The organism is Pseudomonas sp. Sample_23 (assembly GCF_004307595.1).
Classification (GTDB): domain Bacteria; phylum Pseudomonadota; class Gammaproteobacteria; order Pseudomonadales; family Pseudomonadaceae; genus Aquipseudomonas; species Aquipseudomonas atacamensis.
Window position 1 is genome coordinate 337386 of record NZ_RCNX01000083.1, and the last position, 25659, is coordinate 363044.

Sequence of the window (25659 nt, forward strand, 5' to 3'; positions counted from 1 at the left end):
TAATGTTTGGTATCAGCTTCTCTGAACTGCTGCTCGTCGGCCTCGTCGCCCTGCTGGTGCTCGGCCCCGAGCGTCTGCCGGGCGCGGCGCGCACCGCCGGTCTGTGGGTCGGCCGCCTGAAGCGCAGCTTCAACGCGATCAAACAGGAAGTTGAACGTGAAATCGGTGCCGACGAGATCCGTCGGCAACTGCACAACGAACATATTCTGTCGCTGGAGCAAGAGGCGCGGAAGATCTTCAATCCGAACCAGCAGGAGCCGTCGCCGGTCGAGCCTGTGGGCGAGCAGACGATTCACAGCGCTGCCGCTCCCACTGCACCTGCACCTGTTGTAACACCGCCAGGACCGGCGCCGGTTACCACAGACACATCGGTTGAACACGTAGCGCCCTCCGCCGCGCCGACTACACCAGCGCCTCAAGACCCTACACTGCCGCCGCGAGCCCCATGAGCGATCTTCCGGAAAACGACCAGCACATGCCGCTGGTATCGCACCTCACCGAGTTGCGCACCCGCCTGCTGCGTTGCGTGGCGGCGATCTTCATTATTTTTGCCGGGCTGTTCGCGTTCACCCAGCAGATCTACACCTTCGTCTCGACGCCGCTGCGCCAGTACCTGCCGGTCGGCGCGACGATGATCGCCACCGACGTGTCGTCGCCGTTCCTGACGCCGCTGAAACTGACGATGATGGTTTCGCTGTTCCTCGCGATTCCAGTGATCCTGCATCAGATCTGGGGCTTTATCGCACCGGGCCTGTACAAGCATGAAAAACGCGTTGCGGTACCGTTGCTGATCTCCAGCATCCTGCTCTTCTACATCGGCATGGCGTTCGCCTATTACTTCGTCTTCCCATTGATCTTCAAATTCTTCGCCGCTGCCACCCCGGCCGGCGTGGAAATGATGACCGACATCGCCAGCTACCTCGATTTCGTCATGACGCTGTTCTTCGCCTTCGGCGTGGCGTTCGAGATTCCGGTGGCCGTAGTCCTGCTGGTGTGGATCGGCGTGGTCGACGTCAAATACCTGAAGAAGATCCGCCCGTACGTGATCATCGGCTGCTTCGTGGTCGGCATGATCCTGACCCCGCCGGACATCTTCTCGCAGACCCTGCTGGCTGTGCCGATGTGGATGCTGTTCGAAATCGGCATCCTCTTCGGCGCGCTGGTCAGCAAGCGCGAACGCCCGGACGAAACGCCGGCCGACGACCACAACGACCAGCCGCCAGCGACCCAGGCATGAACCTGCTGCTGCTCGAAGAGGCCGACTTCATTGCGGCCGACCGCGTGATTCTGCGTGATCGCCGTCTGACCCACATGCAGGAAGTGCATCGCTCGGAAGTCGGCGACAGCCTGCGTGTGGGGCGCATCAACGGGTTGATGGGTTCGGCCGAGTTGCTGCGTCTGGAAGCGGGCGAAGCGGAGCTGCGCGTCAACCTCGATCAGCCTCCGCCGGCCAAACTGCCGCTGACCCTGGTGCTGGCCCTGCCCCGGCCGAAAATGCTCCGCCGCGTGTTCCAGACCGTCGCGACCATGGGCGTGGCCAAGGTGATTCTGGTCAACAGCTATCGCGTCGAAAAAAGCTTCTGGCAGACGCCATTTCTGGAGCCGGAAGCGATTCGTGAGCAGTTGATCCTCGGGCTCGAACAGGCTCGCGATACGGTGTTGCCGGAGATCGTCATCGAAAAGCGCTTCAAGCCTTTCGTTGAAGATCGCTTGCCGGCGATCGCCGAGGGCACACTAGGCCTGGTCGGCCACCCCGGCAACTTCCCGCCCTGCCCGCGCGCTCTGAGCGAACCGGTGACCCTGGCCATCGGCCCCGAGGGTGGCTGGATTCCCTACGAAATCGATCTGCTGGCCAAATCCGGCCTGCAACCGGTGCAACTGGGCGAGCGCATCCTGCGCGTCGAAACCGCCGTCACCGCCCTGCTTGCACGCCTGTTCTAACCCGACACCGATCCTGTGTAGGAGCTGCCGAAGGCTGCGATCTTTTGATCTTGTTTTAAAAGCAAGATCAAAGGATCGCAGCCTCGTTGCACTCGTCAGCTCCTACAAGCCCCTACTGTCGCAGACAAGTGGCGTTACAGATTGCCATCACCCAGCCGATACAGCCCCTATAAGTCCAATTAAGTGGTCCGAAGGGAGTGGTCGCATGTACCGTTGGTTAGCCGAGAGTCTTGGAAACGTCAGCGTCAAACGCAAGCTGGGCATCGGTTTCGGCCTGGTGCTGTTGCTGACGCTGTTGATCACTTTCACCGGCTGGACCGGCATGAGCGGCATCATCAGCCGTGGCGACAAGCTCGGCTTCATTTCCAGCCTCAATGAGCTGACCAAAGACCTGCGCCTGGCGCGCATGGACTACGACATGCGTCGTGGTGAACAGGGTCCGGGGGCGGTCAATGAATTGCTCAGCAAACTCGAAAGCGGTCTGCAATCGGCACGCGGCATGATCGAGCAGCCGTCCGATGTGGCGATGGTCGATCAACAGCTCGCTGCGGTCGCCGAATACAAACGCGCTTTCGGCGAAATGACCCAGGCCACCGTCCAGCGTGAAGACGCGCGCAGCAAGCTTGGCGCCAATGCCGATAATGCCGTGGCCAAGGTCGGCGAAGTCGAAAGTGCACTGCTGCAAGGTGACAGCGTTGCGCAGTACAACGCGGTGATCGAGCTGAGCAAACTGTTGCAGCAGGCGCGCTATCAGGTGCGCGGCTACACCTACAGCGGCAAGGCCGATGCCGAGCAACCGGCGCTGACCGCCATCGACAACGCCCTGAAAAACCTCGAAAGCCTGCCGACCCGCGTGCCAGAGCAGCACATCGCCAACCTGCAGCAAGCCACCGACTCGCTCAAGGCTTACCGCGCCGCTGTCGCTCAATTCCGTGATTCGCAGGTCAAGAACACTGCTGCACTGGCGAACATGTCGGCTCAGGGCGAGATCCTGATGTCGGTCAGCAAGAAGCTCACCGAATCGCAAACCGTGGTGCGCGACACCGACGCCGCCCACGCCAAGAACATGCTGCTGATCGCCACCGTGCTGGCGCTGGTGTTCGGTTTGCTGGCAGCGTGGATCATCACTCGGCAAATCATCATTCCGCTGACCCAGACCCTGAAAGTCGCCGAACGCGTGGCCGCCGGCGACCTGACCCACAACCTGGTTTCCCTGCGTCGTGATGAACTCGGTCAATTGCAGCGCTCGATGCAAAGCATGACCCAGGGCCTGCGCGAGTTGATCGGCGGTATCAGCGACGGCGTCACGCAGATCGCCAGCGCCGCTGAAGAGCTATCCGCGGTGACCGAGCAGACCAGCGCCGGGGTCAATAATCAGAAGATCGAGACCGATCAGGTCGCTACCGCCATGAATGAGATGGCCGCCACCGTGCAGGAAGTCGCGCGCAACGCTGAGGAAGCTTCTGAGGCCGCTGTCGCCGCTGATCAACAGGCCCGCGAAGGTGACAAGGTCGTCGGCGAAGCCATCGCGCAGATCGAACGTCTGGCGGTCGAGGTCGGCCACTCCACCGAAGCCATGGGCGAGCTCAAGCGTGAAAGCGACAAGATCGGCAGCGTCCTCGACGTGATCAAGTCAGTGGCCCAGCAAACCAACCTGCTGGCCCTCAACGCTGCCATCGAAGCGGCCCGCGCCGGTGAAGCCGGACGTGGTTTCGCCGTGGTTGCCGACGAAGTTCGCAGCCTCGCCCAGCGCACGCAGAAGTCCACCGAAGAGATCGAAGAGCTGATCGTCGGCCTGCAAAACGGCACTCAGCAAGTGGCGACGATCATGGACAACAGCCGCAGCCTCACCGACAGCAGTGTCGAACTGACCCGGCGTGCCGGTGGCTCACTGGAGAGCATCACCCGCACTGTGTCGGCGATCCAGGCAATGAACCAGCAGATCGCCGCAGCCGCCGAGCAGCAGAGCGCCGTGGCCGAAGAGATCAACCGCAGCGTGCTGAACGTGCGCGATGTGTCCGATCAGACCTCGGCGGCGAGCGAGGAGACTGCCGCATCCAGCGTTGAACTGGCGCGACTGGGCACGCATCTGCAGATGCTGGTCGGCCGTTTCAAAGTCTGAGTTGATGCACAACCTCGGTTCGCCTGGAACCGAGGTGATGCCATTCGCGAGCAGGCTCGCTCCCACAGGGAAACGCATTCCAAGGTGGGAGCGAGCCTGCTCGCGAAGGCAGCGGCGCGGTCTGCGCGTCGTAGATAACGAGCGCGCCAATTTGGCGACGGATGCTATGCACTGGTTTTAGGCTTTATCCGGATTTGTTCGCAAATCAGCGGACATAAAAAAACCCCGCTGAATCAGCGGGGTTTTTTATCAGGCCGGCTGAGCCTGCAGGCTCACCGGTCGCAGCGGCAGCAACGGCGCATGCGGATCGGCTTTCACCGACGCGCGCCAAGCATCCAGCCACTCGGCGTGACCTTCAGCCCAGACCTGCTCGTGCAGGCGTGCCAGTGCGACAGGGTCGCTGAGCAGTTGCAGGCGATCATGGTTGTTCAGCCCGGCCGGGCCGACCTTGATCGCGTGACGCACACGTTCCTGACGCAGCCACTCGATCGGCTCGGCCTGGCCATGACGCGAGGTCGCCAGCGAGCACGCCAGGGCGTTCTGCTGAGGATCGACCACGGCGCGGACGAAGCCGTCGTTGAGGGCGTGATAGCGGTTCTCGTGGGTGTACTGATCGGTTGCCAGCAAGGCCTGTGGCGGATTGTATTCCTCAGGGATGAGGAACAGGCTCTCGTCACGGGTCTTCAGGCCCAGGCCGACACGGCTGGAGATCACCGATACCGGGATCGACAGCATCAGCGAACCGACGATCGGCACCAGCCACCAGAGGAAGCTCGGGTTCAGCCAGATCACCAGCAGCGCCCACAAGAAGCCCAGCAACGTCTGCGGACCGTGGCGCTTGACCGCCTCGCTCCACGGCGTCGAGTCGTCGTCACGCTGCGGCGAGTTCCAGGTCGCGGCCCAGCCGAGGAACGCGGCGAGGACGAAGCGGGTGTGGAAAATCATCCGCACCGGCGCCAGCAGCATGGAGAACAGCATCTCCAGCAGCATCGACAGGGTCACCTTGAACTTGCCGCCGAACTCTTTCGCGCCCTTGGCCCAGATCAGGATGATGCTCAACAGCTTCGGCAGGAACAGCAGCACGATGGTCGTCGAGAACAGCGCGATGGCCTTGTCCGGATGCCATTGTGGCCACAGCGGATAGAGCTGACGCGGCTCGAGGAAGTACTGCGGCTCCATCAGCGTGTTCACCGCCAGCAGCGCGGTCGACAACACCAGGAAGAAGAACCACAACGGCGCCGACAGGTAAGACATCACGCCGGTGAGGAACACCGCGCGGTGCACCGGGTGCATGCCCTTGACCAGGAACAGGCGGAAGTTCATCAGGTTGCCGTGGCACCAGCGGCGGTCACGCTTGAGCTCATCGAGCAGGTTCGGCGGCAGCTCTTCGTAACTGCCCGGCAGGTCGTAGGCAATCCACACGCCCCAGCCGGCCCGACGCATCAGCGCAGCTTCGACGAAGTCGTGGGACAGGATCGCACCGGAGAACGCGCCCTTGCCCGGCAACGGCGCCAAGGCGCAGTGGTCGATAAACGGCTTCATGCGGATGATCGCGTTGTGACCCCAGTAGTGGGATTCACCCAACTGCCAGAAGTGCAGACCGGCGGTAAACAGCGGGCCGTACACGCGGGTCGCAAACTGCTGCATCCGCGCATACAGGGTGTCCATGCCCGACGCACGTGGCGCGGTCTGGATGATCCCGGCGTCCGGCGTGGCTTCCATCAGGCGCACCAGACTGGTCAGGCACTCGCCGCTCATCACCGAGTCGGCGTCGAGCACGACCATGTACTTGTAGTCACCGCCCCAACGACGGCAGAAGTCGTCGAGGTTGCCGCTCTTGCGTTTCACACGACGGCGACGACGGCGATAGAAGATCTTGCCGAAGCCCTTGGCCTCGCGGCAGACATCCAGCCAGGCCTGTTGCTCGGCGACGCAGATATCGGTGTCGTTACTGTCGCTGAGGACGAAAAAGTCGAAGCGATCCAGATCACCGGTGGCCGCGACCGATTCGAACGTCGCACGCAGACCGGCGAATACACGCGGCACGTCTTCGTTGCAGATCGGCATCACCAGCGCAGTACGCGCATCTTTTGGAATCGGCTCGTTACCAGCGCTTTTCCCGGAGATACGGTATTTATCATGGCCGGTGAGCAACTCGAGGAAGCCCATCAGCGCGGTCCAGAAGCCGGCCGAGACCCAGCAGAACAGAATCCCGAACAGAATCAGGATGCTGGTTTGCAGCGCGTACGGCAGCACTTGCGTGGCGGTTTGCAGCAGCGGCTGATGCAGGACTTCTTCCAGATCGACGAACGACCAGCCCTGGTACGGCATGATGCCTTTCATGTACCAACCGGCAACGATGGTCTGGCCGAGCATCAGCAGCAACAGAATGTAGCGGCGGATCGAACCGACGGTGCGCCAGCGCGCGGCCGGCAGGACATTGGCGTCCTTCGGCGGCTGCGGCGGGTTGGTGCGCCCGGTCAGACGGCGCCAGCCACGCACCAGGATATTGGTGCGCCATGGCTCCGGCACGACCTTGGTGCGGCGGATCGGCGGGGTCGCCTTGAGGCTGACCCGACCACTGGCGTCGAGCATCAGCATTTCCGCTTCAGCCAGTTCTTCGGCAGTGCTCAGGGTCAGACGCTTGCCCACCGAAGCCTGGGCGGCTTCGGCAGGGGCGTCGAATGTCGAGGACGACAGGCGTTCATGCAGCTCGCTGAACGACTGGCAACCCGCGAGTTCCGCGCGTTGCTCGTCGGTCATCGGCAGATGCGCCAGATACTCGGACAGAGTCTCTGGCTGTACTGGTGAATTACTCATCGGCAGGCAACTGATAGCTCCAGGTCTCGGTCAGGACTTCTTCAGTCGGCGCCGATTCCGGTGTGGCTGGGACCGCGTCGGCAGCGACTGGCTGCTTGGCGTCTTTGTTGGCCTTGTCCTTGGCGTCGGCTGCAGGCTTGGCTTCAGCCTGTTTGGCTTCGGCGGCCTTGGCTTCCTTGTCGAGTTTTTCCTGTTGCTTGGCGGCAACCTTGTCAGCCTTGGCGACCGACGAATTGGACGCCGGCACCGATTTGCCCAGATCTGCGGTGACCACTGGCTGAACCAGGGCGGCACGCATTTCGGTCGCTTTGCTCGGATCCTTGATCTTCATCCGCAGGGTCAGGCGCCAGCCCTTGGTTTCCGGGTTGTAGCGCACGCTGTTCTCGACCAGTTCGGCGTTGTCACCGACGCTGACCTGACTGCGCACGTCGGCATCCGGCGTCAGGGCCGCCAGCGATGGACCTTCGAAGTCGACCAGATAGGCCACGCTGCCATCGGGCTGACGGATCAGGTTCGATTGTTTGACGTCACCGGTCGAACGCAGGGTCTGTGCCACCCAGGCGCTGTCCGGCGCGTGGAGTGCTGCTTCGTCCATGGTCCAGTGCATACGGTAGGCGAAGTCCAGCGGCTGGCCTGGCTCCGGCATTTTTTCCGGGCTCCAGAACGCAACGATGTTGTCGTTGGTTTCGTCAGCGGTCGGAATCTCTACCAGATCGACAGTGCCCTTGCCCCACTCGCCCTTCGGCTCGATCCAGGCACTCGGGCGCTTGTCGTAGCGGTCGTCGAGGTCTTCGTAGTGGCTGAAGTCACGGCCACGCTGCAGCAGACCGAAACCACGCGGATTCTCGACGCTGAAGTTGCTCACGGCCAGATGTTTCGGGTTGTTCAGTGGGCGCCAGATCCACTCACCGTTGCCGGCATGGATCGACAGACCGCTGGAGTCGTGCAGTTCACGACGGTAGTTGAGCACTTTCGACGGCTGGTTGGCGCCGAACAGGAACATGCTGGTCAGCGGCGCGATACCCAGTTTGCCAACCTTGTCACGCAGGAACATCTGCGCCTTGACGTCGACGATGGTGTCGCTGCCCGGACGCAGGATCAGGCGGTAGGCACCAGTGGCACGCGGCGAGTCGAGCAGAGCGAAGATCACCAGGTGCTTGTCGCCCGGCTTGGGCTGCTGAATCCAGAACTCGCGGAAACGCGGGAATTCTTCACCCGACGGCAGCGCGGTATCGATCGCCAGACCACGGGCCGACAGACCATAGGTGTGGCCCTTGCCGACGACGCGGAAGTAACTCGCGCCGAGCATGGTCATGATCTCGTCTTGCTTGTCGGCCTTGTTGATCGGGTACAGCACACGGAAACCGGCATAGCCCAGTTGTTCGGTGGCTTTCGGATCGAATTTCAGGTCGCCGAAATCGAAGCGGCTCGGATCGTATTTGATCTCCGAGACGGTATTGGTGGTGATTTCGTTGATTTTCACCGGTGTATCGAAGTGCATACCCTGGTGATAGAAGGAGAGCTTGAACGGCGTCTTCTGATCGGCCCACTCAGCCTTTTCGGTGAGGAAGCGGATCTTCTGGTAGTCCGCGAACTTCATTTCGCGGAATTCGTTCGGCAGGTTGCTGCGCGGGGCTTCGAACTTCTGCCCGGCCAGCTCTTTGGCCTTGGCCGATACGTCGTCAAGATTGAACGCCCAAAGCTGACCGGCGCTGAGCAGGCACAGGAGCGCCGAACCCGCTACCAGAGCACTTCGCAGGCGTTTGGCAGACATTTTTGCTGCATTACAGGGACTAACAATCACGAGCAACCCTCGCCGAAAACAGATCAATAAACCAACGGCCAGCAAGCCGTCTGTGTGGCCATTTTTAGTCAGCTTATTTCGGTTCCATGAAGCCAGATACTGCGTTGCCGCTCCTCCCCATAGCGAGCTATGAGTCGTCGCAGCGCCTTGCCTCTGGCTTCATGGCCCTCGAAATAATGCTGACAAAAATGGCCGTACAGACCGCTCATGCCAGGTTGGCGAGCATTGTTCCGACTCCGCCGGGGCAAAATGATTCCCCAATCGGATCCAGACAAGTCTCTACCTAAGTCAAAACGGATCAACGAATGTCGATCCCCGCAGCGCGCGATTATCTAGTAGCCCGGATGACAACGCATCAGGGGTAACAAAGTATTTATCGCGAAAACAGCCTAAAAACAGTCGAAATTGCCGAAAAACATGTTTCAGGCACTGTCAGGTCTGTAACAGGAAGGTTACCGGGCCATCGTTGACCAGGTGCACCTGCATATCGGCGCCGAATCTACCTGATGCCACAGTGCCATGCACCTGTTTCGCCTGACTCAATAAATAGTCGAACAATTCTTCACCCAGCGCCGGCGGTGCGGCCGTAGAAAAGCTCGGACGCAGGCCGCTTTTGGTGTCGGCGGCGAGGGTGAACTGAGAGACCAGCAGCAACCCGCCACCCACATCCGCCAGGGACAGATTCATCTTGCCCTCGGCGTCACTGAATACCCGATAGTTAAGCAGCTTATGCAGAAGTTTGTCGGCGCTGGTACGCGTGTCGTCGGGTTCTACCGCCACCAGCACCAGCAAACCCTGATCGACCGCGCCGACTACCTCGCCGGCGACTTCAACCCGCGCACCGCGTACGCGTTGCAACAGCGCCTTCATGCTTCTTCGAGCGGCAGGTCGAGCAGGCGCTGGGCCATTTTGCTCGCCGCGCGCACCAGCGCATCGGTGATGCCCGGCTCGGACGCGGCGTGGCCGGCGTCGCGGATCACCTGCAATTCGCTGTTCGGCCAGGCCTGGTGCAATTCCCAGGCGTTGTCGAGCGGGCAGATCACGTCGTAACGACCGTGAATGATCACGCCGGGCAGATGAGCGATCTTGCCCATGTCGCGAATCAGCTGGTTAGGTTCAAGGAAGGCATTGTTGGTGAAGTAGTGGCATTCGATCCGCGCGATCGACAGCGCGCGCTGCGGCTCGGAGAAACGATCGACCACCAGCGGGTTCGGGCGCAGGGTCGCGGTGCGCCCTTCCCAGGTCGACCACGCCTTCGCCGCATGCATCTGGGCGATCTGATCGTTGCCGGTCAGGCGTTTGTGGAAAGCGTTGAGCAGGTCGTCGCGCTCGTCCAGCGGGATCGGCGCGATGTAGTCCTGCCAGTAATCGGGGAACAGACGGCTGGCGCCGGCCTGATAGAACCATTCGATTTCCTGCGGACGGCACAGGAAAATCCCGCGCAGAATCAGACCATGGACCCGCTCCGGGTGGGTTTGCGCGTAGGCCAGCGCCAGGGTCGAACCCCAGGAGCCGCCGAACAGCACCCATTTTTCAATGCCCAAGTGTTTGCGGATGCGCTCCAGGTCCTCGACCAGATCCCAGGTGGTGTTGTTTTCCAGGCTGGCGTGCGGGGTGGAACGACCGCAGCCGCGCTGGTCGAAGGTGACAATGCGATACAGATTCGGATCGAAATAGCGTCGGCTCTGGGCGTCACAGCCGGCGCCGGGGCCACCGTGGATGAACACCACCGGTAAACCCTCCGGCGAGCCGCTTTCATCGACGTACAGCGTATGGGTGTCATCGACAGCCAGATCGTGCCGGGCGTGGGGTTTGATCTGCGGAAACAAAGTCTGCATTGCGCGCTCCGTAAGGGGTCGAGGTCATCCCTGAGGGGACTCGTATTATTCTGCCGTTGGGCATCATAAACCCGATTTGCGTCAATGAGCATGCTCCGGGGCCTGATCGTTCCCACGCTCTGCGTGGGAACGATCAAAGATCGCAGCCTTCGGCAGCTCCGACAGGGGTGCATCAGGCGTTGTGGTGTTTTTCACCCCAAGCGAGCAGTCCCTGCAGCAATTCCCTGAGCACCACCCGCGTCGGTTCGGCGAGGTCGGCGCGGTAGCGGAACGGCTCGAACTCTTCCATGTAGGTGGACTGGCACAGTTCCAGCTGCACGGCGTGGATGTTCTGCGCAGGGTCGCCGTATTGGCGGGTGATGTGTCCGCCCTTGAAGCGACCGTTGAGCACATGGGTGAACTGCTCGTGCTGCGCGCAGATCGCTTCCAGTTGACTGGCCAATTGTGGATCACAGCTGGCGCCATTGAAGGTGCCAAGGTTGAAGTCTGGCAGTTTGCCGTCGAACAGGTGCGGGATGATCGAGCGGATCGAGTGCGCATCGAACAACAGCGCATAGCCGAATTTGGCTTTCAGTCGCGCCAGTTCCTCCTGCAAGGTGCGGTGGTACGGCGTCCAGATCTGCTCCAGGTATGTTGCGCGCTCCTCTTTCGACGGCTCCTGCCCCTCCTCAAACAACGGAATACCGTCGAACAACGTCGCCGGATACAACCCGGTAGTCGCCCCGGCATACAACGGCTTGTCGTCGGACGGCCGGTTGAGATCGATGACGAAGCGCGAATACTCAGCCGCCAGGGTACTGGCGCCCAGTTCTTCTGCAAAATCGTAGAGCTGCGGAATATGCCAGTCGGTGTCCGGCAGGCTTCTCGCAGCCGGGATCAGCCCGGCTTCGACCGCCGGGGTCAGCCGCACGCCGGCGTGGGGCATGCTGATCAGCAGCGGCACGCGACCTTGTTTGAAACTCAGAACCTTGTCCACAACCGCCCTCCTAGAAATTCGATTCGACGCCGTGACGCACGACACGCTTGTCCAGATCGCCACCGAGCCAATAGGCCAGATCCGCCGGACGCTCGATGTCCCACGCCACGAAATCAGCGACCTTGCCGACCTCCAGCGAGCCGTGGGTGTCAGCCATGCCCAGCGCCTGCGCGGCATGAAGGGTCGCCCCGGCCAGGGCTTCTTCCGGAGTCATGCGGAAACAGGTGCAGGCCATGTTCAGCATCAGACGCAACGACAGCGCCGGCGAGGTGCCGGGGTTGAGGTCGCTGGCGATGGCGATCTTCACCTTGTGCTTGCGCAGCGCGTCCATCGGCGGCAATTGGGTTTCGCGCAGGAAGTAGAACGCGCCCGGTAGCAGCACAGCGACGGTGTCGGCGGCGGCCATGGCGATGGCATCGTCCTCATCCATGAATTCCAGATGATCGGCGGACAAGGCTTTGTAGCGCGCGGCGAGGCTGGAGCCGTGCAGCGAGGACAATTGCTCGGCGTGGAGTTTCACCGGCAGACCGAGTTGTTGCGCGGCGACGAAGACCCGCTCGACCTGCTCCGGCGAAAACGCCAGGTATTCGCAGAACGCATCCACGGCATCGACCAGACCTTCGGCGGCAAGGGCCGGGAGCATCTGCTCGCAGACCAGATCGATGTATTCGTCGGCGCGATCCTTGTACTCCGGCGGCAACGCGTGCGCCGCCAGGCAAGTGCTGCGCACGCTGATCGGCAGCTCTTCGGCCAGGCGCCGGATGACTCGCAGCAGCTTGCGCTCGTTGGCCAGATCGAGACCGTAGCCCGACTTCATTTCCACCGTGGTCACGCCGTCGCGCATCAGGCTTTTCAGGCGTTTGGCGGCGCTGGCGAACAGCTCGTCCTCATTGGCTTCGCGAGTGGCGCGCACGGTGCTGGCGATGCCGCCGCCCTGCGCGGCGATCTCGGCATAGCTGACGCCTTGCAGACGCTGCTCGAACTCGCCGCTGCGGTTGCCGCCGAACACGGTGTGGGTGTGGCAGTCGATCAGACCGGGGGTGACCCACGCACCCTGCAAATCATTGACCGCCGGGTATTCGCCGGACGGCAATTGAGTGCGTGGGCCGATCCACTCGATGAGCGCGCCGGACGTGACGATCGCGGCATCCTCGATGATCGAATAGGCGCCGTTGGCCATGGTTGCGACGTGGCAGTGTTGCCAGAGGGTTTTCATCCCAAATCCTCGTCTTGTTCAAAATCGTTTCGCGAGCAGGCTCGCTCCCACAGGGAAACGCATTCCAACTGTGGGAGCGAGCCTGCTCGCGAATAGTCCCTTACAGGCTCGGCAGAAGCTTCGCCGGAACCAGCTCAGTCAAACACCGCGAAGCCAGCAACTCGGTCGCCGCATTGATGTCCGGGGCGAAGAACCGGTCCTTCTCGTAAAACGCCACTTCCTTGCGCAAAATCGCCCGTGCCTGTTCCAGCTTCGGCGAAGTCTTCAGGCCGTTGCGCAGATCCAGGCCCTGCACCGCCGCCAGCCATTCCACAGCGAGAATGCCGCGAGTGTTCTCGGCCATTTCCCACAGACGCTTGCCCGCCGCCGGGGCCATCGATACGTGATCTTCCTGGTTGGCCGAGGTCGGCAGGCTGTCCACCGAATGTGGATGGGACAACGCCTTGTTTTCGCTGGCCAGTGCCGCAGCGGTGACCTGAGCGATCATGAAACCGGAGTTCACCCCGCCATTGGCCACCAGGAACGGCGGCAGTTGCGACATGTGCTTGTCCATCATCAGCGAGATGCGCCGCTCGCTCAGCGAGCCGATTTCAGCGATGGCCAGGGCCATGTTGTCAGCGGCCATGGCCACTGGTTCGGCGTGGAAGTTGCCGCCGGAAATCACGTCGCCTTCAGCGGCGAATACCAAAGGGTTGTCGGAAACCGCGTTGGCTTCCACTGCCAGCACTTCAGCGGCCTGACGGAACTGGGTCAGGCAGGCGCCCATGACTTGCGGCTGGCAGCGCAGCGAGTACGGGTCCTGGACCTTGTCGCAATTCTGGTGCGAGGCGGAGACTTCGCTGCGCTCACCGAGCAGATCGCGATAAGCCGCAGCGGCGTCGATCTGACCTTTCTGCCCACGTGCGGCGTGAATGCGCGCGTCGAACGGCGAGCGCGAACCGAGCACGGCTTCAACAGTAAGACTGCCCAGCGCCAGGGCACCGGCAAACAGGTCTTCGCCTTCGAATAAACCGCGCAGCGCAAAGGCTGTGGAAACCTGAGTACCGTTGAGCAGGGCCAGACCTTCTTTAGCCGCTAACGTCAGCGGCGCCAGGCCGGCGACTTTCAGCGCTTCGGTGGCCTCAAGCCATTCGCCCTTGTAGCGCGCCTTGCCCTCGCCCAGCAGCACCAGCGACATGTGCGCCAACGGTGCCAGATCCCCCGACGCACCGACCGAACCTTTCAACGGAATATGCGGATAGACCTCGGCATTGATCAGCGCGATCAGCGCATCGATCACCTGCCGACGGATGCCGGAGAAACCCCGGCTGAGGCTGTTGACCTTGAGCACCATGATCAGTCGTACAAGGTCATCGCTGATCGGCTGGCCGACGCCGGCCGCGTGCGAGAGCACCAGCGAACGCTGCAGGTTCTCCAGGTCTTCGCTGGCGATGCGCGTCGAGGCCAGCAGGCCGAAGCCGGTGTTGATGCCGTAGGCGGTGCGGTTCTCGGCGAGGATCTGCTCGACACAGGCGACGCTGGCCTCGATCTGCGCGCTGGCGCTGTTGTCGAGAGTCAAGGTTACGGGATGCTGGTAGACGTCACGCAGTTGGGCCAGGCTCAGTTGGCCGGGGATCAGATTCAACGCAGTCATTAAAATGCTCCTGTCAGGCATTGTTATTAACTACCAGTCGCTCCGGAGCATTCCGTTATCCGTCGCTTCTCGTCTTGTGAACGATCCACGCCTTGGCACGCTGGTATGGGTAGTAGTCAGTGCAAATTCGGTAGAACGTTGTGCGGCAGATTCGGGTCTTTCAGCACGGTCGCAGCGGCGGCGATATCCGGCGCCAGCCAGCGATCCTGATCGTAGGCCGGGACCGTTTCGCGCAGCAGTTTCCACGCGCAGTCAGTGCCCACGCCAAAGCGCTGTTCCTTGAGGAATTCAAACGCCTGCGCCGCCAGCAGGTATTCAATCGCGAGGATCTGCGTGCAGTTTTCCAGCGCGCGATGCAGCTTCAGCGCGGCGTTGGTGCCCATGCTCAGGTGATCTTCCTGTAGGCCCGAGGTGATGTAGTTGTCGAGTACCGCCGGTTGCGCCAATTGGCGGTTTTCCGCACACAGCGATGCGGCGACGTATTGCACGATCATCATTCCCGAGTTGACCCCGGGATTGGCCACCAGAAACGCCGGCAGACCGCTGACGTGCGGGTTGACCAAACGGTCCAGACGGCGCTCGGCAATCGAGCCGATTTCGGCCATGGCAATCGCCAGCAGATCCGCCGCCATCGCCACGGATTGACCGTGCGGGTTGGCCTGCGACATCACCCGGAAATTGTCCGGCGTGCCGAGCAGTAACGGGTTGTCGGTGCAGCCGTTGAGTTCGGCTTCGACCTGTTTGATCGCATGCTCCAGTTGATCACGGGCGGCGCCGTGAACCTGCGGGATCGAACGAATGCTCAGCGCATCCTGAGTGCGAATGCCTTTGCTCGCAGCGATCACTTCGCTGCCATCGAGCAAGGCGCGCAGGTTGTTGCCGACCTGCTGCATGCCCGGATGCGGCTTGAGCGCAATGATTTCGGCATCGAACGCATCGATCTGGCCGCGCTGGGCTTCGAAACTCATCGCGCCGATGACGTCGGCCCATTGCAACAGCCGCGTAGCGTCGGCAATCGCCAGGCAACTGAGGCCAGTCATGCACGGCGTGCCGTTGACCAGACACAAGCCATCCTTCGCACCGAGTTGCACTGGTTGCAGGCCTTCTTCGGCCAACGCCTGTTGCGCCGAGGTGATCTGCCCGCGATAGCTGACATTACCGACGCCGAGCAGCGCGATGCCGATGTGCGCCATGTGCGTCAGATAACCCACCGAACCCTGCGACGGCACCTGCGGGGTGATGCCGCGATTGAGCAGCGCCAGCAGCCCTTCGACGACACGCCGATGCAGGCCGGACTTGCCGTGGCTGTAGTTGTGGATCGCAGCGCAGATGATTGCGCGGGTCTGCTCGTCGCTGAGCACCGGGCCGACACCGCAGGCATGGCTGAGCAAGGTGTTGCGCGAGAGTTGGCTGAGCTGTTCGTCTTGCAGCGAAACGTTGGACAGACCGCCGAGACCGGTGTTGACGCCATAGGCGCGCTCGCCGCTGGCGACGATGCGCTGAACGATGGCCTGAGCATTGTCGATGCGCGCCCAGATGTCGCTGGACAGTTCCAGCGGCGCACCGTGACGGGCGACAGCGACCACGTCCTGCCAACGCAGAGGGCTGCCTGTGATAACGATTTTTTCAGCCTGGGACATCTCTAACCTCATACCAATTCTGTTGATGCCGGGAACCCTGTGGTGAGGGGATTTATCCCCGTTGGGTGGCGAAGCCGCCCCAAACCATGCCCGCAAATCCGTCAGACAGACCGCAGTGGCCGGTTTTACGACTGCTTCGCAGCCGAACGGGGATAAATCCCCTCACCACAACGGCCACTCAGCGTCACACCACCGCCGCCCGCCGCTGTACGAACCGGTCGACATACTCATCCGCCGGCGAATGCAGGATCTCTCTTGGCGTGCCCACCTGGATCAACCGGCCATCCTTGAGAATCGCGATGCGATTGCCGATGCGCACGGCTTCGTCGAGGTCGTGGGTGATGAAGACGATGGTTTTATGCAGGGTCTTTTGCAGTTCCAGCAACTGGTCCTGCATTTCGGCGCGGATCAGCGGGTCCAGCGCACTGAACGCTTCGTCCATGAGGATGATGTCGGTGTCCGCCGCCAATGCACGGGCGAGGCCGACGCGCTGACGCATGCCGCCGGAGAGCTGGTGCGGGTATTTGTTTTCGTAGCCTTTGAGGCCGACGGTGTTGATCCAGTGCAGCGCGCGTTCGGCGCAGACCTGCTTGCTTTCGCCGCGCACTTTCAGGCCGTAGGCGACGTTATCGAGCACGGTTTTGTGCGGCAGCAGACCGAAGCTCTGGAACACCATGCTGATCTTGTGTCGACGAAATTCGCGCAGGGCGTCCATGTCGTACTGCAGGATGTCCTCGCCATCGACCAGAATCGCCCCGCTGGTGGGGTCGATCAGCCGATTGAAGTGCCGTACCAGGGTGGATTTGCCCGAGCCGGACAGGCCCATGATCACAAAGATTTCGCCGGTGCCGATACTCAGCGACAAGTCGTTCACGCCGACCACGCAACCGGTTTCGCTGAGCACCTGGTCCTTGCTCTTGCCCTGGCCGACCATGGCCAGCGCATCCTTGGCGCGGTTGCCGAAAATCTTGAAGACGTTGCGCACTTCGATCTTGCTCACGCTTGCGTTGCTCATTTGCTCACCTCGTGGCGTGGCCGACCGTACGCTTGAGTAATGCGGTCGATGACCACCGCGAGAATCACGATCGCCAGCCCGGCTTCGAGACCTCGGCCGACGTTAAGGGTCTGAATCCCCACCAGCACGTCTTCACCGAGGCCACGGGCGCCGATCATCGAAGCGATCACCACCATCGACAGGGCCATCATCGTGGTCTGGTTGATCCCGGCCATGATGCTCGGCAGCGCCAGCGGCAGTTGCACGCCGAACAGTTGCTGCCAGCGGTTGGCGCCGAAGGCGTTGATCGCCTCCATGACTTCACCGTCGACCTGACGAATACCGAGGTCGGTCAGGCGAATCAGCGGCGGCGCGGCGTAGATCACCGTGGCGAAAATCGCCGGCACCTTGCCCAGGCCGAACAGCATCAGCACCGGAATCAGGTACACGAAACTCGGCATGGTCTGCATGATGTCGAGCAGCGGCATCAGCACCGAACGCAGGCGATTGCTGCGCGCCGAGAGGATCCCCAGCGGGATGCCGATCAGCACCGAAATGATCGTCGCGACCATCATCAGCGCCAGGGTCTGCATGAGCTTGTCCCACAGGCCGACCGCACCCACCAGAAACAGCAAGCCGACAATCACGGCGGTGGTCACGACCTTGCGCGTGGCGTGCCAGGCGATGACACCGACGATTGCCAGCATCAACCACCACGGCGCCGCACGCAGCAAACCTTCGAGGCTGACAATGGCCCACAGCAGCGTGTCGGAGATATGCCGGAACACGTCGCCGTAGTTGGTCACCAGCGAATCGACCCAACCGTTGACCCAGTCGGCGATGGAAAAGGTAAAGCTTTCGGGAAACATAAGGGACTCTCAATCAAGGGGTTGCGATCAAGCGTCCGGCTGCCGTGGCTGGCAGCCGGGGAAACCTGACCTACAAGGCCGCGTCGATTTTCTTGGCTGCGTCGTCGCTCACCCATGCGTGCCAGACTTCAGGATGTTCCTTGAGGAAGATTTTCGCCAGTTTTGCCGACTCGATACGTTCCTTGGCCATGCGCCCAAGGTTCTGATTGAGCAGGTCGATCGGCAGGTTGACCTTTTCCAGCACGGCGACCAGTTCCGGGGCTTCGTCGTGGAAGGTTTTCGACAGGCCGACCTTGATGCTGACGGTCTTGTCGACGCCGGGTTTCTCTTCCAGTTTGACCGCGTCGATCTGGCCCATCAGCGGCGTCGGCGACCAGTAGTAGAAGAGGATCGGCTCGCCACGCTTGTAGCTCGACAGCACCGCCGCATCCAGCGCAGGTCCTGTGCCTGGGCGGAAGTTGGTGTAGCTGTTTTCCAGGCCATAACTCTTGAGCATTTCGCTGTTGTCGAGCTCGCAGGTCCAGCCGGCCGGGCAGTTATAGAAGCGGCCCTTGGACGGCTCTTCGGCGTCCTTGAATACGGCGGAATACTTGCCCAGATCAGCGATGTTTTTCAGGTCCGGGGCTTTTGCCTCGAGCTTGCGCTTGGCGTCGCCTTCGATCACGTAACGCGGCACGTACCAGCCTTCGACCGCGCCCACCACCGGTGCGCCGACACCGACGACCTTGCCGGCCTTCTCGGCCTTGTTCCAGACCTCGCTGCGGCCGACCCACTCTTCGGCGAACACTTGAATATCGTTGCTGCTCAGGGCGTTTTCCATGGTGATGGAATTGCCCGGCAGGCTGTCGGTCTTGCAGCCGTAACCTTTCTCCAGCACCACTTGCATAACGTCGGTCAGGAGCATGCCGCTCTCCCAGTTCAGCCCGGCGAATTTCACCGGTTTGCCCGATTCGCACCAGCCGGCGGCTTGCGTCGCACCGGCACTGGCCAACAGGCCCATGGACAGCAATGTGGTCAGCAGGGTCTTGTTCGATTTCATTGTCGTGACGCTCCTAATCATGAATGGGCTTACGGCAGTTCAAGAGGCATCCAGCCTGGTCCACGTCCAGATCAGGCCTGCGCCGCAGCGCGACCGGTCCCGCTCGTTTTTGCTTGTCGGGTGCTGTTCTGCTCGACCGGCAGAATCAGGCGATCGGGCACTGCGCTGTGCCATTTCTTTGCGCAGAAGTAATAGACGGCGGCCGGGAGAACCAGACCGATGATCCAGGAAATGTCCACATCACCGAGGGCGGCCACCAGCGGCCCGGTGTAGAACTTGGTCGAGATGAACGGCAGCTGCACCAGTACACCGAACACATAGACGCTGATGCCGAGCAGGTTCCAGCGTCCGTAGCGACCGTTCGGATCGGCCAGCGCCGGCACGTCGTAACGCTCGCGGGTTATGCAGTAGTAGTCGACCAGATTGATCGCGCTCCACGGGGTGAAGAAGGCGAGCAGAAACAGGATGAACGACTTGAACGCACCGAGGAACGAGTGCTGCCCGAGCAGGGCAATCAGGGTTGCCGCGCCGACGATGAACAGCACGAAGATCAGCCGCTGCATGCGAGTAACCGTCAGGTGCCCTTTGAAACCACTGATGATGGTGGCGATGCACATGAAGCTGCCGTAGGAGTTCAGCGTCGAAATGGTCACCTTGCCGAACGCGATGCTGAAATACAGCAGCGCGGCAGTGGCGCCGGTACCGCCGAGCCCGACGATGTAGGCGACTTCATGGCCAGCGAATTGACCGTTGGCTGAAGCGGCGGCAAACACACCGAGGATCATCGCCACCTGGGCGCCGATCACCGAACCTGCGCCAGCGGCGAAAAAGGTTTTCACCGATGAAGTGGCGCTCGGCAGGTAGCGCGAGTAGTCCGCCACGTACGGGCCGAAGGCGATCTGCCAGGACGCCGCCAGCGACACCGCCAACAGGAAACTGCTCCAGCTGAAATGACGAATCTGCAGGAGCGCACCGACGTCGGTCTGGCTCATCAGCCGCCAGAACAGGAACACGAAAGCGATCACGCCAATCACACTGGCGACGCGGCCGATCCAGTGGATTACACGGTAGCCAAGCACTGTGACCAGCACGATGACGCTGGCGAAAATAAGGATGCCAAAGCTGTCGCTGACGTTGAACAGCTGCCCCAGCGCCTGCCCGGAGAGCACTGTCCCGGTGGCGGTGAAACCCAGGTACATCAGGCACACCAGCACGATCGGAATCGCTGCGCCATAAACGCCGAATTGCACACGGCTGGAGATCATCTGCGGCAAGCCCAGTTTCGGTCCCTGCGCGGCATGCAGCGCCATCACACCACCGCCGAGCAACTGACCGATCAATAGACCGATCAACGACCAGAACACATCACCGCCAAGTACCACCGCCAAGGCCCCGGTGACGATCGCGGTGATCTGCAGGTTGGCGCCCATCCACAGGGTGAACTGGCTGAACAGACGACCGTGTCTTTCCGCTTCCGGGATGTAGTCGATCGAACGCCTTTCGATCAACGGTGTACTGCCTGCACGTTCGTTGTTAACCGCCATGATTCAACCTCTGTGGATTGCTATTCGGGTTCACTGAAATTCCTCTGTGGGAGCGAGCCTGCTCGCGAATCGGGTGTATCAGGCACAGCAGTAGCGACTGACACGACGCCTTCGCGAGCAGGCTCGCTCCCACATAAACCAGAGCGTGTTACCCGCCAGTGATCATCGGCAGATTCAGCCCCTGCTCTTTCGCGCAGTCGATGGCAATCTGGTAACCGGCATCGGCATGGCGCATGACGCCAGTCGCCGGGTCGTTATGCAGCACACGAGCAATGCGTTCGGCAGCCTCATCGGTACCGTCGCAGACGATCACCATCCCCGAATGCTGCGAGAAGCCCATGCCGACACCGCCGCCGTGGTGCAGCGACACCCAGGTCGCGCCGCTGGCGGTGTTCAGCAGTGCGTTGAGCAGCGGCCAATCGGAGACGGCGTCGGAGCCGTCCTGCATCGATTCGGTTTCGCGGTTGGGGCTGGCCACCGAGCCGGAGTCGAGGTGGTCGCGACCGATCACCACCGGGGCCGACAGCTCACCGCTACGGACCATTTCGTTGAAGGCCAGACCGAGCTTGGCGCGCTGGCCCAGACCGACCCAGCAGATACGCGCCGGCAGACCTTGGAAGCTGATGCGCTCGCGGGCCATGTCCAGCCAGTTGTGCAAATGCGCGTCGTCGGGGATCAGCTCTTTGACCTTGGCGTCGGTTTTGTAGATGTCCTGTGGATCACCCGACAGCGCCGCCCAACGGAACGGGCCGATGCCACGGCAGAACAGCGGACGGATGTAGGCCGGTACGAAACCCGGGAAATCGAAGGCGTTTTCGACGCCTTCTTCCTGAGCCATCTGACGGATGTTGTTGCCGTAGTCGAAGGTCGGAATGCCCTGCTTCTGGAACTCCAGCATGGCTTTCACATGCACCGCCATCGACTGCTTGGCGGCTTTGATCACAGCGGCTGGTTCGGTCTTGGCGCGGGCGCGGTATTCGTCCCAGCTCCAGCCAGCCGGCAGGTAGCCGTTGAGCGGATCGTGGGCGCTGGTCTGGTCGGTGACCATGTCCGGGCGCACGCCGCGCTTGACCAGCTCCGGCAGGATTTCCGCCGCGTTGCCGAGCAGAGCGATGGAAATCGCTTTGCCTTCTTTGGTGTATTTGTCGATGCGCGCCAGAGCGTCGTCGAGGTCTTTGGCTTGCTCATCGACGTAACGGCTTTTCAGGCGGAAATCGATGCTGACCTGCTGGCATTCGATGTTCAGCGAGCAGGCGCCGGCCAGGGTGGCGGCCAGCGGTTGCGCGCCGCCCATGCCACCGAGGCCGGCGGTCAACACCCAGCGACCCTTGAGGTCGGCGTTGTAATGCTGGCGCCCGGCCTCGACGAAAGTTTCGTAGGTGCCCTGAACGATGCCCTGGCTGCCGATGTAGATCCAGCTGCCGGCGGTCATCTGGCCGTACATGGCCAGGCCTTTGGCGTCGAGTTCGTTGAAGTGTTCCCAGCTCGCCCAGTGCGGCACCAGATTGGAGTTGGCGATCAGCACGCGCGGCGCGTTGCTATGAGTCTTGAATACGCCGACCGGCTTGCCCGATTGCACCAGCAGGGTTTCGTCGTCGTTCAGGTTGGTCAGGCTTTCGACGATCTTGTCGTAGCACTCCCAGTTGCGCGCCGCGCGACCGATGCCACCGTAGACCACCAGTTCTTTCGGGTTCTCGGCGACTTCCGGGTCGAGGTTGTTCATCAGCATGCGCAGCGGCGCTTCGGTCAGCCAGCTCTTGGCGGTCAGCGTGTTACCGCGGGCGGCGCGGATCTGCACGTCACGAAACTTGTTGCTGTTCTGGGTATTGTCAGTCACGAAAAAGACTCCTCAGCGATCAATTCAAACCAACCCTGGCAGTGGGCAGCAGCCTGCGCGCTGTGCTGCGCGACAAGCGAATCAGTGGACGCTGCGGAGAGTCTCGACCGACTCATACGCATACGTCTTTACTTGTACATACAAGCATATGCAATCAAGCGGCCAACTTGTTGGAGGAGTGTTCTGGAAAAATCACGGGCATGGCTGGAGAGCGCCTGAATCGAGGGTTCTGGCGTGGATGAAATTTTCCGGGAGGAGATTCTGAGGAGATGCGGCTAGGCCAAGTGAGCGTGGTTTTGCGCCACGCTGGGGCGTTCGGTAACAAGTTGGTGCGTGGAGGGAAACAAGAGTGGGGTTGGCTTTTGTGGCGAGGGGATTTATCCCCGCTGGGCTGCGCAGCAGACCGCTTTTTTAAATCAGGAATGGGGCCGCTTCGCGACCCAGCGGGGATAAATCCCCTCGCCACAGGGTGTGTTCAGTTCTGGGGGAGTTCGATCACGCAGCATGCCGCGTTGGTGGAGACTTCGACCAGCCCACTGTTGCCGTCCAGTTGCAGGCAATCATGCCGACCGAGCTGCGAAACGCCGTCGCCAACACGCACGTCCATCAGCTCACTGACACTGAACACCAGCAGCGTCGATGCCGAGCTGAAAAACCGCTGCTCACCGTCCAGCCACTGCAATCGCGCGCTGTAACGTTGCGGCGCGTAGATCAGATTGAAGTCGCGAATCGCACCGCCGAGCAAGGTGCAGGACACTTGGCTTTCGCCGCTGAAAGCAAACGGGTCCAAGGGTAACAGTGGACGGGTATCGTCACCGTCGACGCACAAGGTCATGCCGTCGCCCTGCAACACGGTGATGACTCGCTGGTAACCGGCGAATGTCGAGAAACCGCCCGATTCGGTGATGTCGGCAATCGACAGGCGCCAGCCGAAACCGTCCAGGCCAGTGCCGGCATCACGGGTGATTTCCTCGGTGCTGCCGCCGCCGTTTTTCCACGGCATGCGCGGGTAGCCTTCGGCGCGTAGAACCTTCACTTGATAATTCATTTATGAAAGCGCCCTTCCAGACGATGGCGGGAACCGGGGTGGATCAAACGCGCCGCCGTCACCGGTTGACGCCCCGACCACGTACGTCGACGAATCAGCAGGCACGGCTCGCCCTTTTCGATCTGCAGCAACTTGCACTCCGACGGCTCGGCAAGAATCGCTTCGACCACGTGCTCGCCCTCGGTCAGCGGCGCGACCTGGTTGAGATAGGCATAAGGCGTTTGCAGGGTGAAATCCTGCTTGAGGTATTCCGGCGCGACCAGGGCGTTGACGAAACGGTCTTCGATCTGCACCGGAATGCCGTTTTCGTAATGCACGATCAGCGAGTGGAAGACCTTCTGACCTTCGCGCATGTCCAGCGCCAGCGCGCGTTCGGAGCCGGCGGCCTCTTCTTCGAGGGTGATGACCTGGCAGGTGTGGCGATGGCCGCGCGAGGCGATTTCATCGGCGATGTTGTGCACTTCGAACAGCGCAGACTGGCTCTTCGGTTCGGCGACAAACGTACCCACGCCTTGCATGCGCACCAGCAGGCCGTCGGCGGTCATCTCGCGCAGGGCGCGGTTGATGGTCATGCGGCTGAAGCCGAGCTGGCTGACCAGTTCGCTTTCCGACGGCACGCGGTAGTGCGGCGGCCAGTTACCGCTGTCGATCTGCTGGGTGATCATCTGTTTGACGCGGGCGTACAAAGGCGCCGGACTGTCGCCCATGTTCGCGGCCAACGGAGAAACTGGAGGCGGAGTCGGCACGGTTGATCCCTGTTCATTGGATGAAAGTGACTAGCTTGCCGGAGTTTACCGGGCAGGCAAACGTCTGTATATGTATATACAAATAACACACGATGGGGTGCCGAACGATGTCCGCCTTCTTTGCCGAACGCGCACTGCTGCCTGAGGGATGGGCCAACAATGTACGTCTCGAGGTCAGCGCCGATGGCTTGTTGACCCGAATCCAGGCCGATTCCAGCGCAGACGGCGCCGAACGCCTGCGCGGGCCGTTGCTGCCGGGAATGCCCAACCTGCACTCTCACGCCTTCCAGCGCGCCATGGCTGGATTGGCCGAAGTGGCCGGCAACCCCAACGACAGTTTCTGGACCTGGCGCGATCTGATGTACCGCCTCGTCGGAAAAATCAGCCCCGATCAGCTCGGCATCATCGCCCGTCAGCTGTACATCGAAATGCTCAAGGCCGGTTATACCTCGGTCGCCGAATTTCACTACGTGCACCATGACAGCAACGGCCAACCGTACGCCGATCCGGCGGAACTGGCGTTGCGCATCAGCCAGGCCGCCAGCGAAAGCGGTATCGGTCTGACCCTGCTGCCAGTGCTCTACAGTCATTCCGGTTTCGGCGGGCAAACGCCCAACGAAGGCCAGCGTCGCTTTATCAACAGCACTGAGAACTATCTGAATCTGCAAGCGCGTTTGCAGCCTTTACTGGCGCAGCAAAAGGCGCAGTCGCTGGGTCTGTGTTTCCACTCGTTGCGCGCGGTGACGCCGCAGCAGATCAGCGAAGTGTTGGCGGCCAGTGACAAACAATGCCCGGTGCACATCCACATCGCCGAGCAGCAGAAAGAAGTCGACGATTGCCTGAGCTGGAGCGGTCGCCGTCCGTTGCAATGGCTCTACGAGAACGCTGAAGTCGATCAGCGCTGGTGTCTGGTCCACGCCACCCACGCCAACCCGGATGAAGTCACGCTGATGGCCAACAGTCGCGCGATCGCCGGGCTGTGCCTGACCACTGAAGCGAATCTGGGTGACGGGATTTTCCCGGCGGTGGATTTCCTCGCACAGGGCGGGCGCATGGGTATCGGTTCCGACAGCCATGTCTCGCTCAGCGTGGTGGAGGAATTGCGCTGGCTGGAATATGGTCAGCGTCTGCGCGATCAGCGGCGCAATCGCTTGTATGGCGCGGACCAGCCGATGGTCGGTCGCACCCTGTATGACGCGGCGCTGGACGGCGGCGCGCAGGCGCTGGGTCAGCCGATCGGCGCGCTGGACGTGGGCAAGCGCGCGGACTGGATTGTCCTGGATGGCAACGATCCGTATCTGGCGACGGCTTCGGGGGACGGGATTCTCAATCGCTGGTTGTTCGCCGGCGGCGATCGCCAGGTGCGCGATGTGCTGGTCAATGGTCAGTGGGTGGTGCGCGATGGACGGCATGCCGACGAAGAGCAAAGCGCCCGAGCCTTCACCCGGGTCCTGCGCGATCTCTTGGGCTGACCCAAAACCAAACTGTGGGAGCGAGCCTGCTCGCGAAAGCGGTGTATCAGTCCATATTCATGTCGACTGATACACCCTCTTCGCGAGCAGGCTCGCTCCCACAGTTGATTTGTATCGAGG

20 protein-coding genes are annotated in these 25659 nt (G+C 61.6%); 5 read left to right on the plus strand and 15 right to left on the minus strand.

Annotated elements, in window-relative coordinates; genetic code table 11:
* Positions 1-2 precede the first annotated feature (2 nt).
* The 4 genes from tatB (at position 3) to D8U82_RS21525 (ending at position 4063) form a co-directional block, all read left to right on the plus strand.
* Complete coding sequence (gene tatB / locus D8U82_RS21510) at positions 3-449, plus strand: Sec-independent protein translocase protein TatB (protein ID WP_016772074.1); 447 nt, start codon at positions 3-5, stop codon at positions 447-449.
* Positions 446-1237 carry a twin-arginine translocase subunit TatC gene (gene tatC, locus D8U82_RS21515; RefSeq protein WP_016772075.1) on the plus strand — a complete coding sequence of 264 codons (792 nt, stop codon included), beginning with the start codon at positions 446-448 and terminating at the stop codon, positions 1235-1237. Before tatB ends, tatC begins: the two co-directional genes overlap by 4 nt.
* Positions 1234-1941 carry a 16S rRNA (uracil(1498)-N(3))-methyltransferase gene (locus tag D8U82_RS21520; RefSeq protein WP_122508487.1) on the plus strand — a complete coding sequence of 236 codons (708 nt, stop codon included), beginning with the start codon at positions 1234-1236 and terminating at the stop codon, positions 1939-1941. Before tatC ends, D8U82_RS21520 begins: the two co-directional genes overlap by 4 nt.
* A 205-nt stretch (positions 1942-2146) precedes the next feature.
* On the plus strand, positions 2147-4063 hold the full coding sequence (locus tag D8U82_RS21525; RefSeq protein ID WP_130902924.1) for a methyl-accepting chemotaxis protein: 1917 nt from the start codon (positions 2147-2149) through the stop codon (positions 4061-4063).
* A gap of 249 nt (positions 4064-4312) precedes the next feature.
* Here the strand turns inward: D8U82_RS21525 and mdoH are convergent, their stop codons facing one another.
* The 15 genes from mdoH to hutC all read right to left on the minus strand — a co-directional run bounded on the left by mdoH (position 4313) and on the right by hutC (position 24028).
* Positions 4313-6883 carry a glucans biosynthesis glucosyltransferase MdoH gene (gene mdoH / locus D8U82_RS21530; RefSeq protein WP_024011251.1) on the minus strand — a complete coding sequence of 857 codons (2571 nt, stop codon included), beginning with the start codon at positions 6881-6883 and terminating at the stop codon, positions 4313-4315.
* Positions 6876-8657 carry a glucan biosynthesis protein G gene (locus tag D8U82_RS21535; protein WP_177433377.1) on the minus strand — a complete coding sequence of 594 codons (1782 nt, stop codon included), beginning with the start codon at positions 8655-8657 and terminating at the stop codon, positions 6876-6878. The genes mdoH and D8U82_RS21535 overlap by 8 nt, the downstream gene beginning before the upstream one ends.
* 462 nt (positions 8658-9119) lie before the next feature.
* The gene (gene dtd, locus D8U82_RS21540; protein ID WP_122601419.1) at positions 9120-9557 is read right to left on the minus strand and encodes a D-aminoacyl-tRNA deacylase; all 438 of its coding nucleotides are present in this window, start codon (positions 9555-9557) and stop codon (positions 9120-9122) included.
* Positions 9554-10525 carry a prolyl aminopeptidase gene (pip, locus tag D8U82_RS21545; protein ID WP_073471584.1) on the minus strand — a complete coding sequence of 324 codons (972 nt, stop codon included), beginning with the start codon at positions 10523-10525 and terminating at the stop codon, positions 9554-9556. The genes dtd and pip overlap by 4 nt, the downstream gene beginning before the upstream one ends.
* A gap of 172 nt (positions 10526-10697) precedes the next feature.
* Entirely contained in the window at positions 10698-11501 is an 804-nt protein-coding gene (hutG, locus tag D8U82_RS21550; protein ID WP_130902925.1) for an N-formylglutamate deformylase, read from the minus strand.
* Between the two features lie 10 nt (positions 11502-11511).
* Positions 11512-12717, minus strand: coding sequence for an imidazolonepropionase (hutI, locus tag D8U82_RS21555; protein WP_130902926.1), 1206 nt, complete (start codon positions 12715-12717; stop codon positions 11512-11514).
* Between the two features lie 100 nt (positions 12718-12817).
* Entirely contained in the window at positions 12818-14350 is a 1533-nt protein-coding gene (hutH, locus tag D8U82_RS21560) for a histidine ammonia-lyase (RefSeq protein WP_130902927.1), read from the minus strand.
* Between the two features lie 116 nt (positions 14351-14466).
* Positions 14467-15990, minus strand: a complete 1524-nt coding sequence (gene hutH, locus D8U82_RS21565; RefSeq protein ID WP_130902928.1) for a histidine ammonia-lyase — start codon at positions 15988-15990, stop codon at positions 14467-14469.
* Between the two features lie 184 nt (positions 15991-16174).
* Positions 16175-17005 (minus strand): glycine betaine/L-proline ABC transporter ATP-binding protein, encoded by an 831-nt coding sequence (locus D8U82_RS21570; protein WP_076565191.1) that lies wholly within the window; start codon positions 17003-17005, stop codon positions 16175-16177.
* A complete protein-coding gene (locus D8U82_RS21575; RefSeq protein ID WP_016772087.1) occupies positions 17002-17853 on the minus strand; it encodes a proline/glycine betaine ABC transporter permease in 852 nt (283 codons plus the stop codon). The genes D8U82_RS21570 and D8U82_RS21575 overlap by 4 nt, the downstream gene beginning before the upstream one ends.
* A 70-nt stretch (positions 17854-17923) precedes the next feature.
* The gene (locus D8U82_RS21580; RefSeq protein WP_041477544.1) at positions 17924-18892 is read right to left on the minus strand and encodes an ABC transporter substrate-binding protein; all 969 of its coding nucleotides are present in this window, start codon (positions 18890-18892) and stop codon (positions 17924-17926) included.
* Positions 18893-18963: 71 nt separating this feature from the next.
* Entirely contained in the window at positions 18964-20436 is a 1473-nt protein-coding gene (locus D8U82_RS21585) for a cytosine permease (protein ID WP_125925776.1), read from the minus strand.
* A gap of 148 nt (positions 20437-20584) precedes the next feature.
* A complete protein-coding gene (gene hutU / locus D8U82_RS21590; protein WP_016772090.1) occupies positions 20585-22273 on the minus strand; it encodes a urocanate hydratase in 1689 nt (562 codons plus the stop codon).
* A gap of 475 nt (positions 22274-22748) precedes the next feature.
* Positions 22749-23321: a HutD family protein gene (locus D8U82_RS21595; RefSeq protein WP_024011240.1), complete on the minus strand. Its 573-nt coding sequence runs from the start codon at positions 23319-23321 to the stop codon at positions 22749-22751.
* Positions 23318-24028 carry a histidine utilization repressor gene (gene hutC / locus D8U82_RS21600; RefSeq protein ID WP_162999786.1) on the minus strand — a complete coding sequence of 237 codons (711 nt, stop codon included), beginning with the start codon at positions 24026-24028 and terminating at the stop codon, positions 23318-23320. Before hutC ends, D8U82_RS21595 begins: the two co-directional genes overlap by 4 nt.
* Before the next feature lie 146 nt (positions 24029-24174).
* Between hutC and D8U82_RS21605 the strand changes: the two genes are divergently transcribed.
* The gene (locus D8U82_RS21605) at positions 24175-25539 is read left to right on the plus strand and encodes a formimidoylglutamate deiminase (RefSeq protein ID WP_130902929.1); all 1365 of its coding nucleotides are present in this window, start codon (positions 24175-24177) and stop codon (positions 25537-25539) included.
* Positions 25540-25659 lie beyond the last annotated feature (120 nt).

Excerpts from the sequence above, each read along its gene's own strand:
- tatB (WP_016772074.1), top strand. The coding sequence starts at position 3 with ATGTTTGGTATCAGCTTCTCTGAACTGCTGCTCGTCGGCCTCGTCGCC.
- tatC (WP_016772075.1), top strand. The coding sequence starts at position 446 with ATGAGCGATCTTCCGGAAAACGACCAGCACATGCCGCTGGTATCGCAC.
- D8U82_RS21520 (WP_122508487.1), top strand. The coding sequence starts at position 1,234 with ATGAACCTGCTGCTGCTCGAAGAGGCCGACTTCATTGCGGCCGACCGC.
- D8U82_RS21525 (WP_130902924.1), top strand. The coding sequence starts at position 2,147 with ATGTACCGTTGGTTAGCCGAGAGTCTTGGAAACGTCAGCGTCAAACGC.
- mdoH (WP_024011251.1), bottom strand. The coding sequence starts at position 6,883 with ATGAGTAATTCACCAGTACAGCCAGAGACTCTGTCCGAGTATCTGGCG.
- D8U82_RS21535 (WP_177433377.1), bottom strand. The coding sequence starts at position 8,657 with ATGTCTGCCAAACGCCTGCGAAGTGCTCTGGTAGCGGGTTCGGCGCTC.
- dtd (WP_122601419.1), bottom strand. The coding sequence starts at position 9,557 with ATGAAGGCGCTGTTGCAACGCGTACGCGGTGCGCGGGTTGAAGTCGCC.
- pip (WP_073471584.1), bottom strand. The coding sequence starts at position 10,525 with ATGCAGACTTTGTTTCCGCAGATCAAACCCCACGCCCGGCACGATCTG.
- hutI (WP_130902926.1), bottom strand. The coding sequence starts at position 12,717 with ATGAAAACCCTCTGGCAACACTGCCACGTCGCAACCATGGCCAACGGC.
- hutH (WP_130902927.1), bottom strand. The coding sequence starts at position 14,350 with ATGACTGCGTTGAATCTGATCCCCGGCCAACTGAGCCTGGCCCAACTG.
- hutH (WP_130902928.1), bottom strand. The coding sequence starts at position 15,990 with ATGTCCCAGGCTGAAAAAATCGTTATCACAGGCAGCCCTCTGCGTTGG.
- D8U82_RS21570 (WP_076565191.1), bottom strand. The coding sequence starts at position 17,005 with ATGAGCAACGCAAGCGTGAGCAAGATCGAAGTGCGCAACGTCTTCAAG.
- D8U82_RS21575 (WP_016772087.1), bottom strand. The coding sequence starts at position 17,853 with ATGTTTCCCGAAAGCTTTACCTTTTCCATCGCCGACTGGGTCAACGGT.
- D8U82_RS21580 (WP_041477544.1), bottom strand. The coding sequence starts at position 18,892 with ATGAAATCGAACAAGACCCTGCTGACCACATTGCTGTCCATGGGCCTG.
- D8U82_RS21585 (WP_125925776.1), bottom strand. The coding sequence starts at position 20,436 with ATGGCGGTTAACAACGAACGTGCAGGCAGTACACCGTTGATCGAAAGG.
- D8U82_RS21595 (WP_024011240.1), bottom strand. The coding sequence starts at position 23,321 with ATGAATTATCAAGTGAAGGTTCTACGCGCCGAAGGCTACCCGCGCATG.
- hutC (WP_162999786.1), bottom strand. The coding sequence starts at position 24,028 with ATGGGCGACAGTCCGGCGCCTTTGTACGCCCGCGTCAAACAGATGATC.
- D8U82_RS21605 (WP_130902929.1), top strand. The coding sequence starts at position 24,175 with ATGTCCGCCTTCTTTGCCGAACGCGCACTGCTGCCTGAGGGATGGGCC.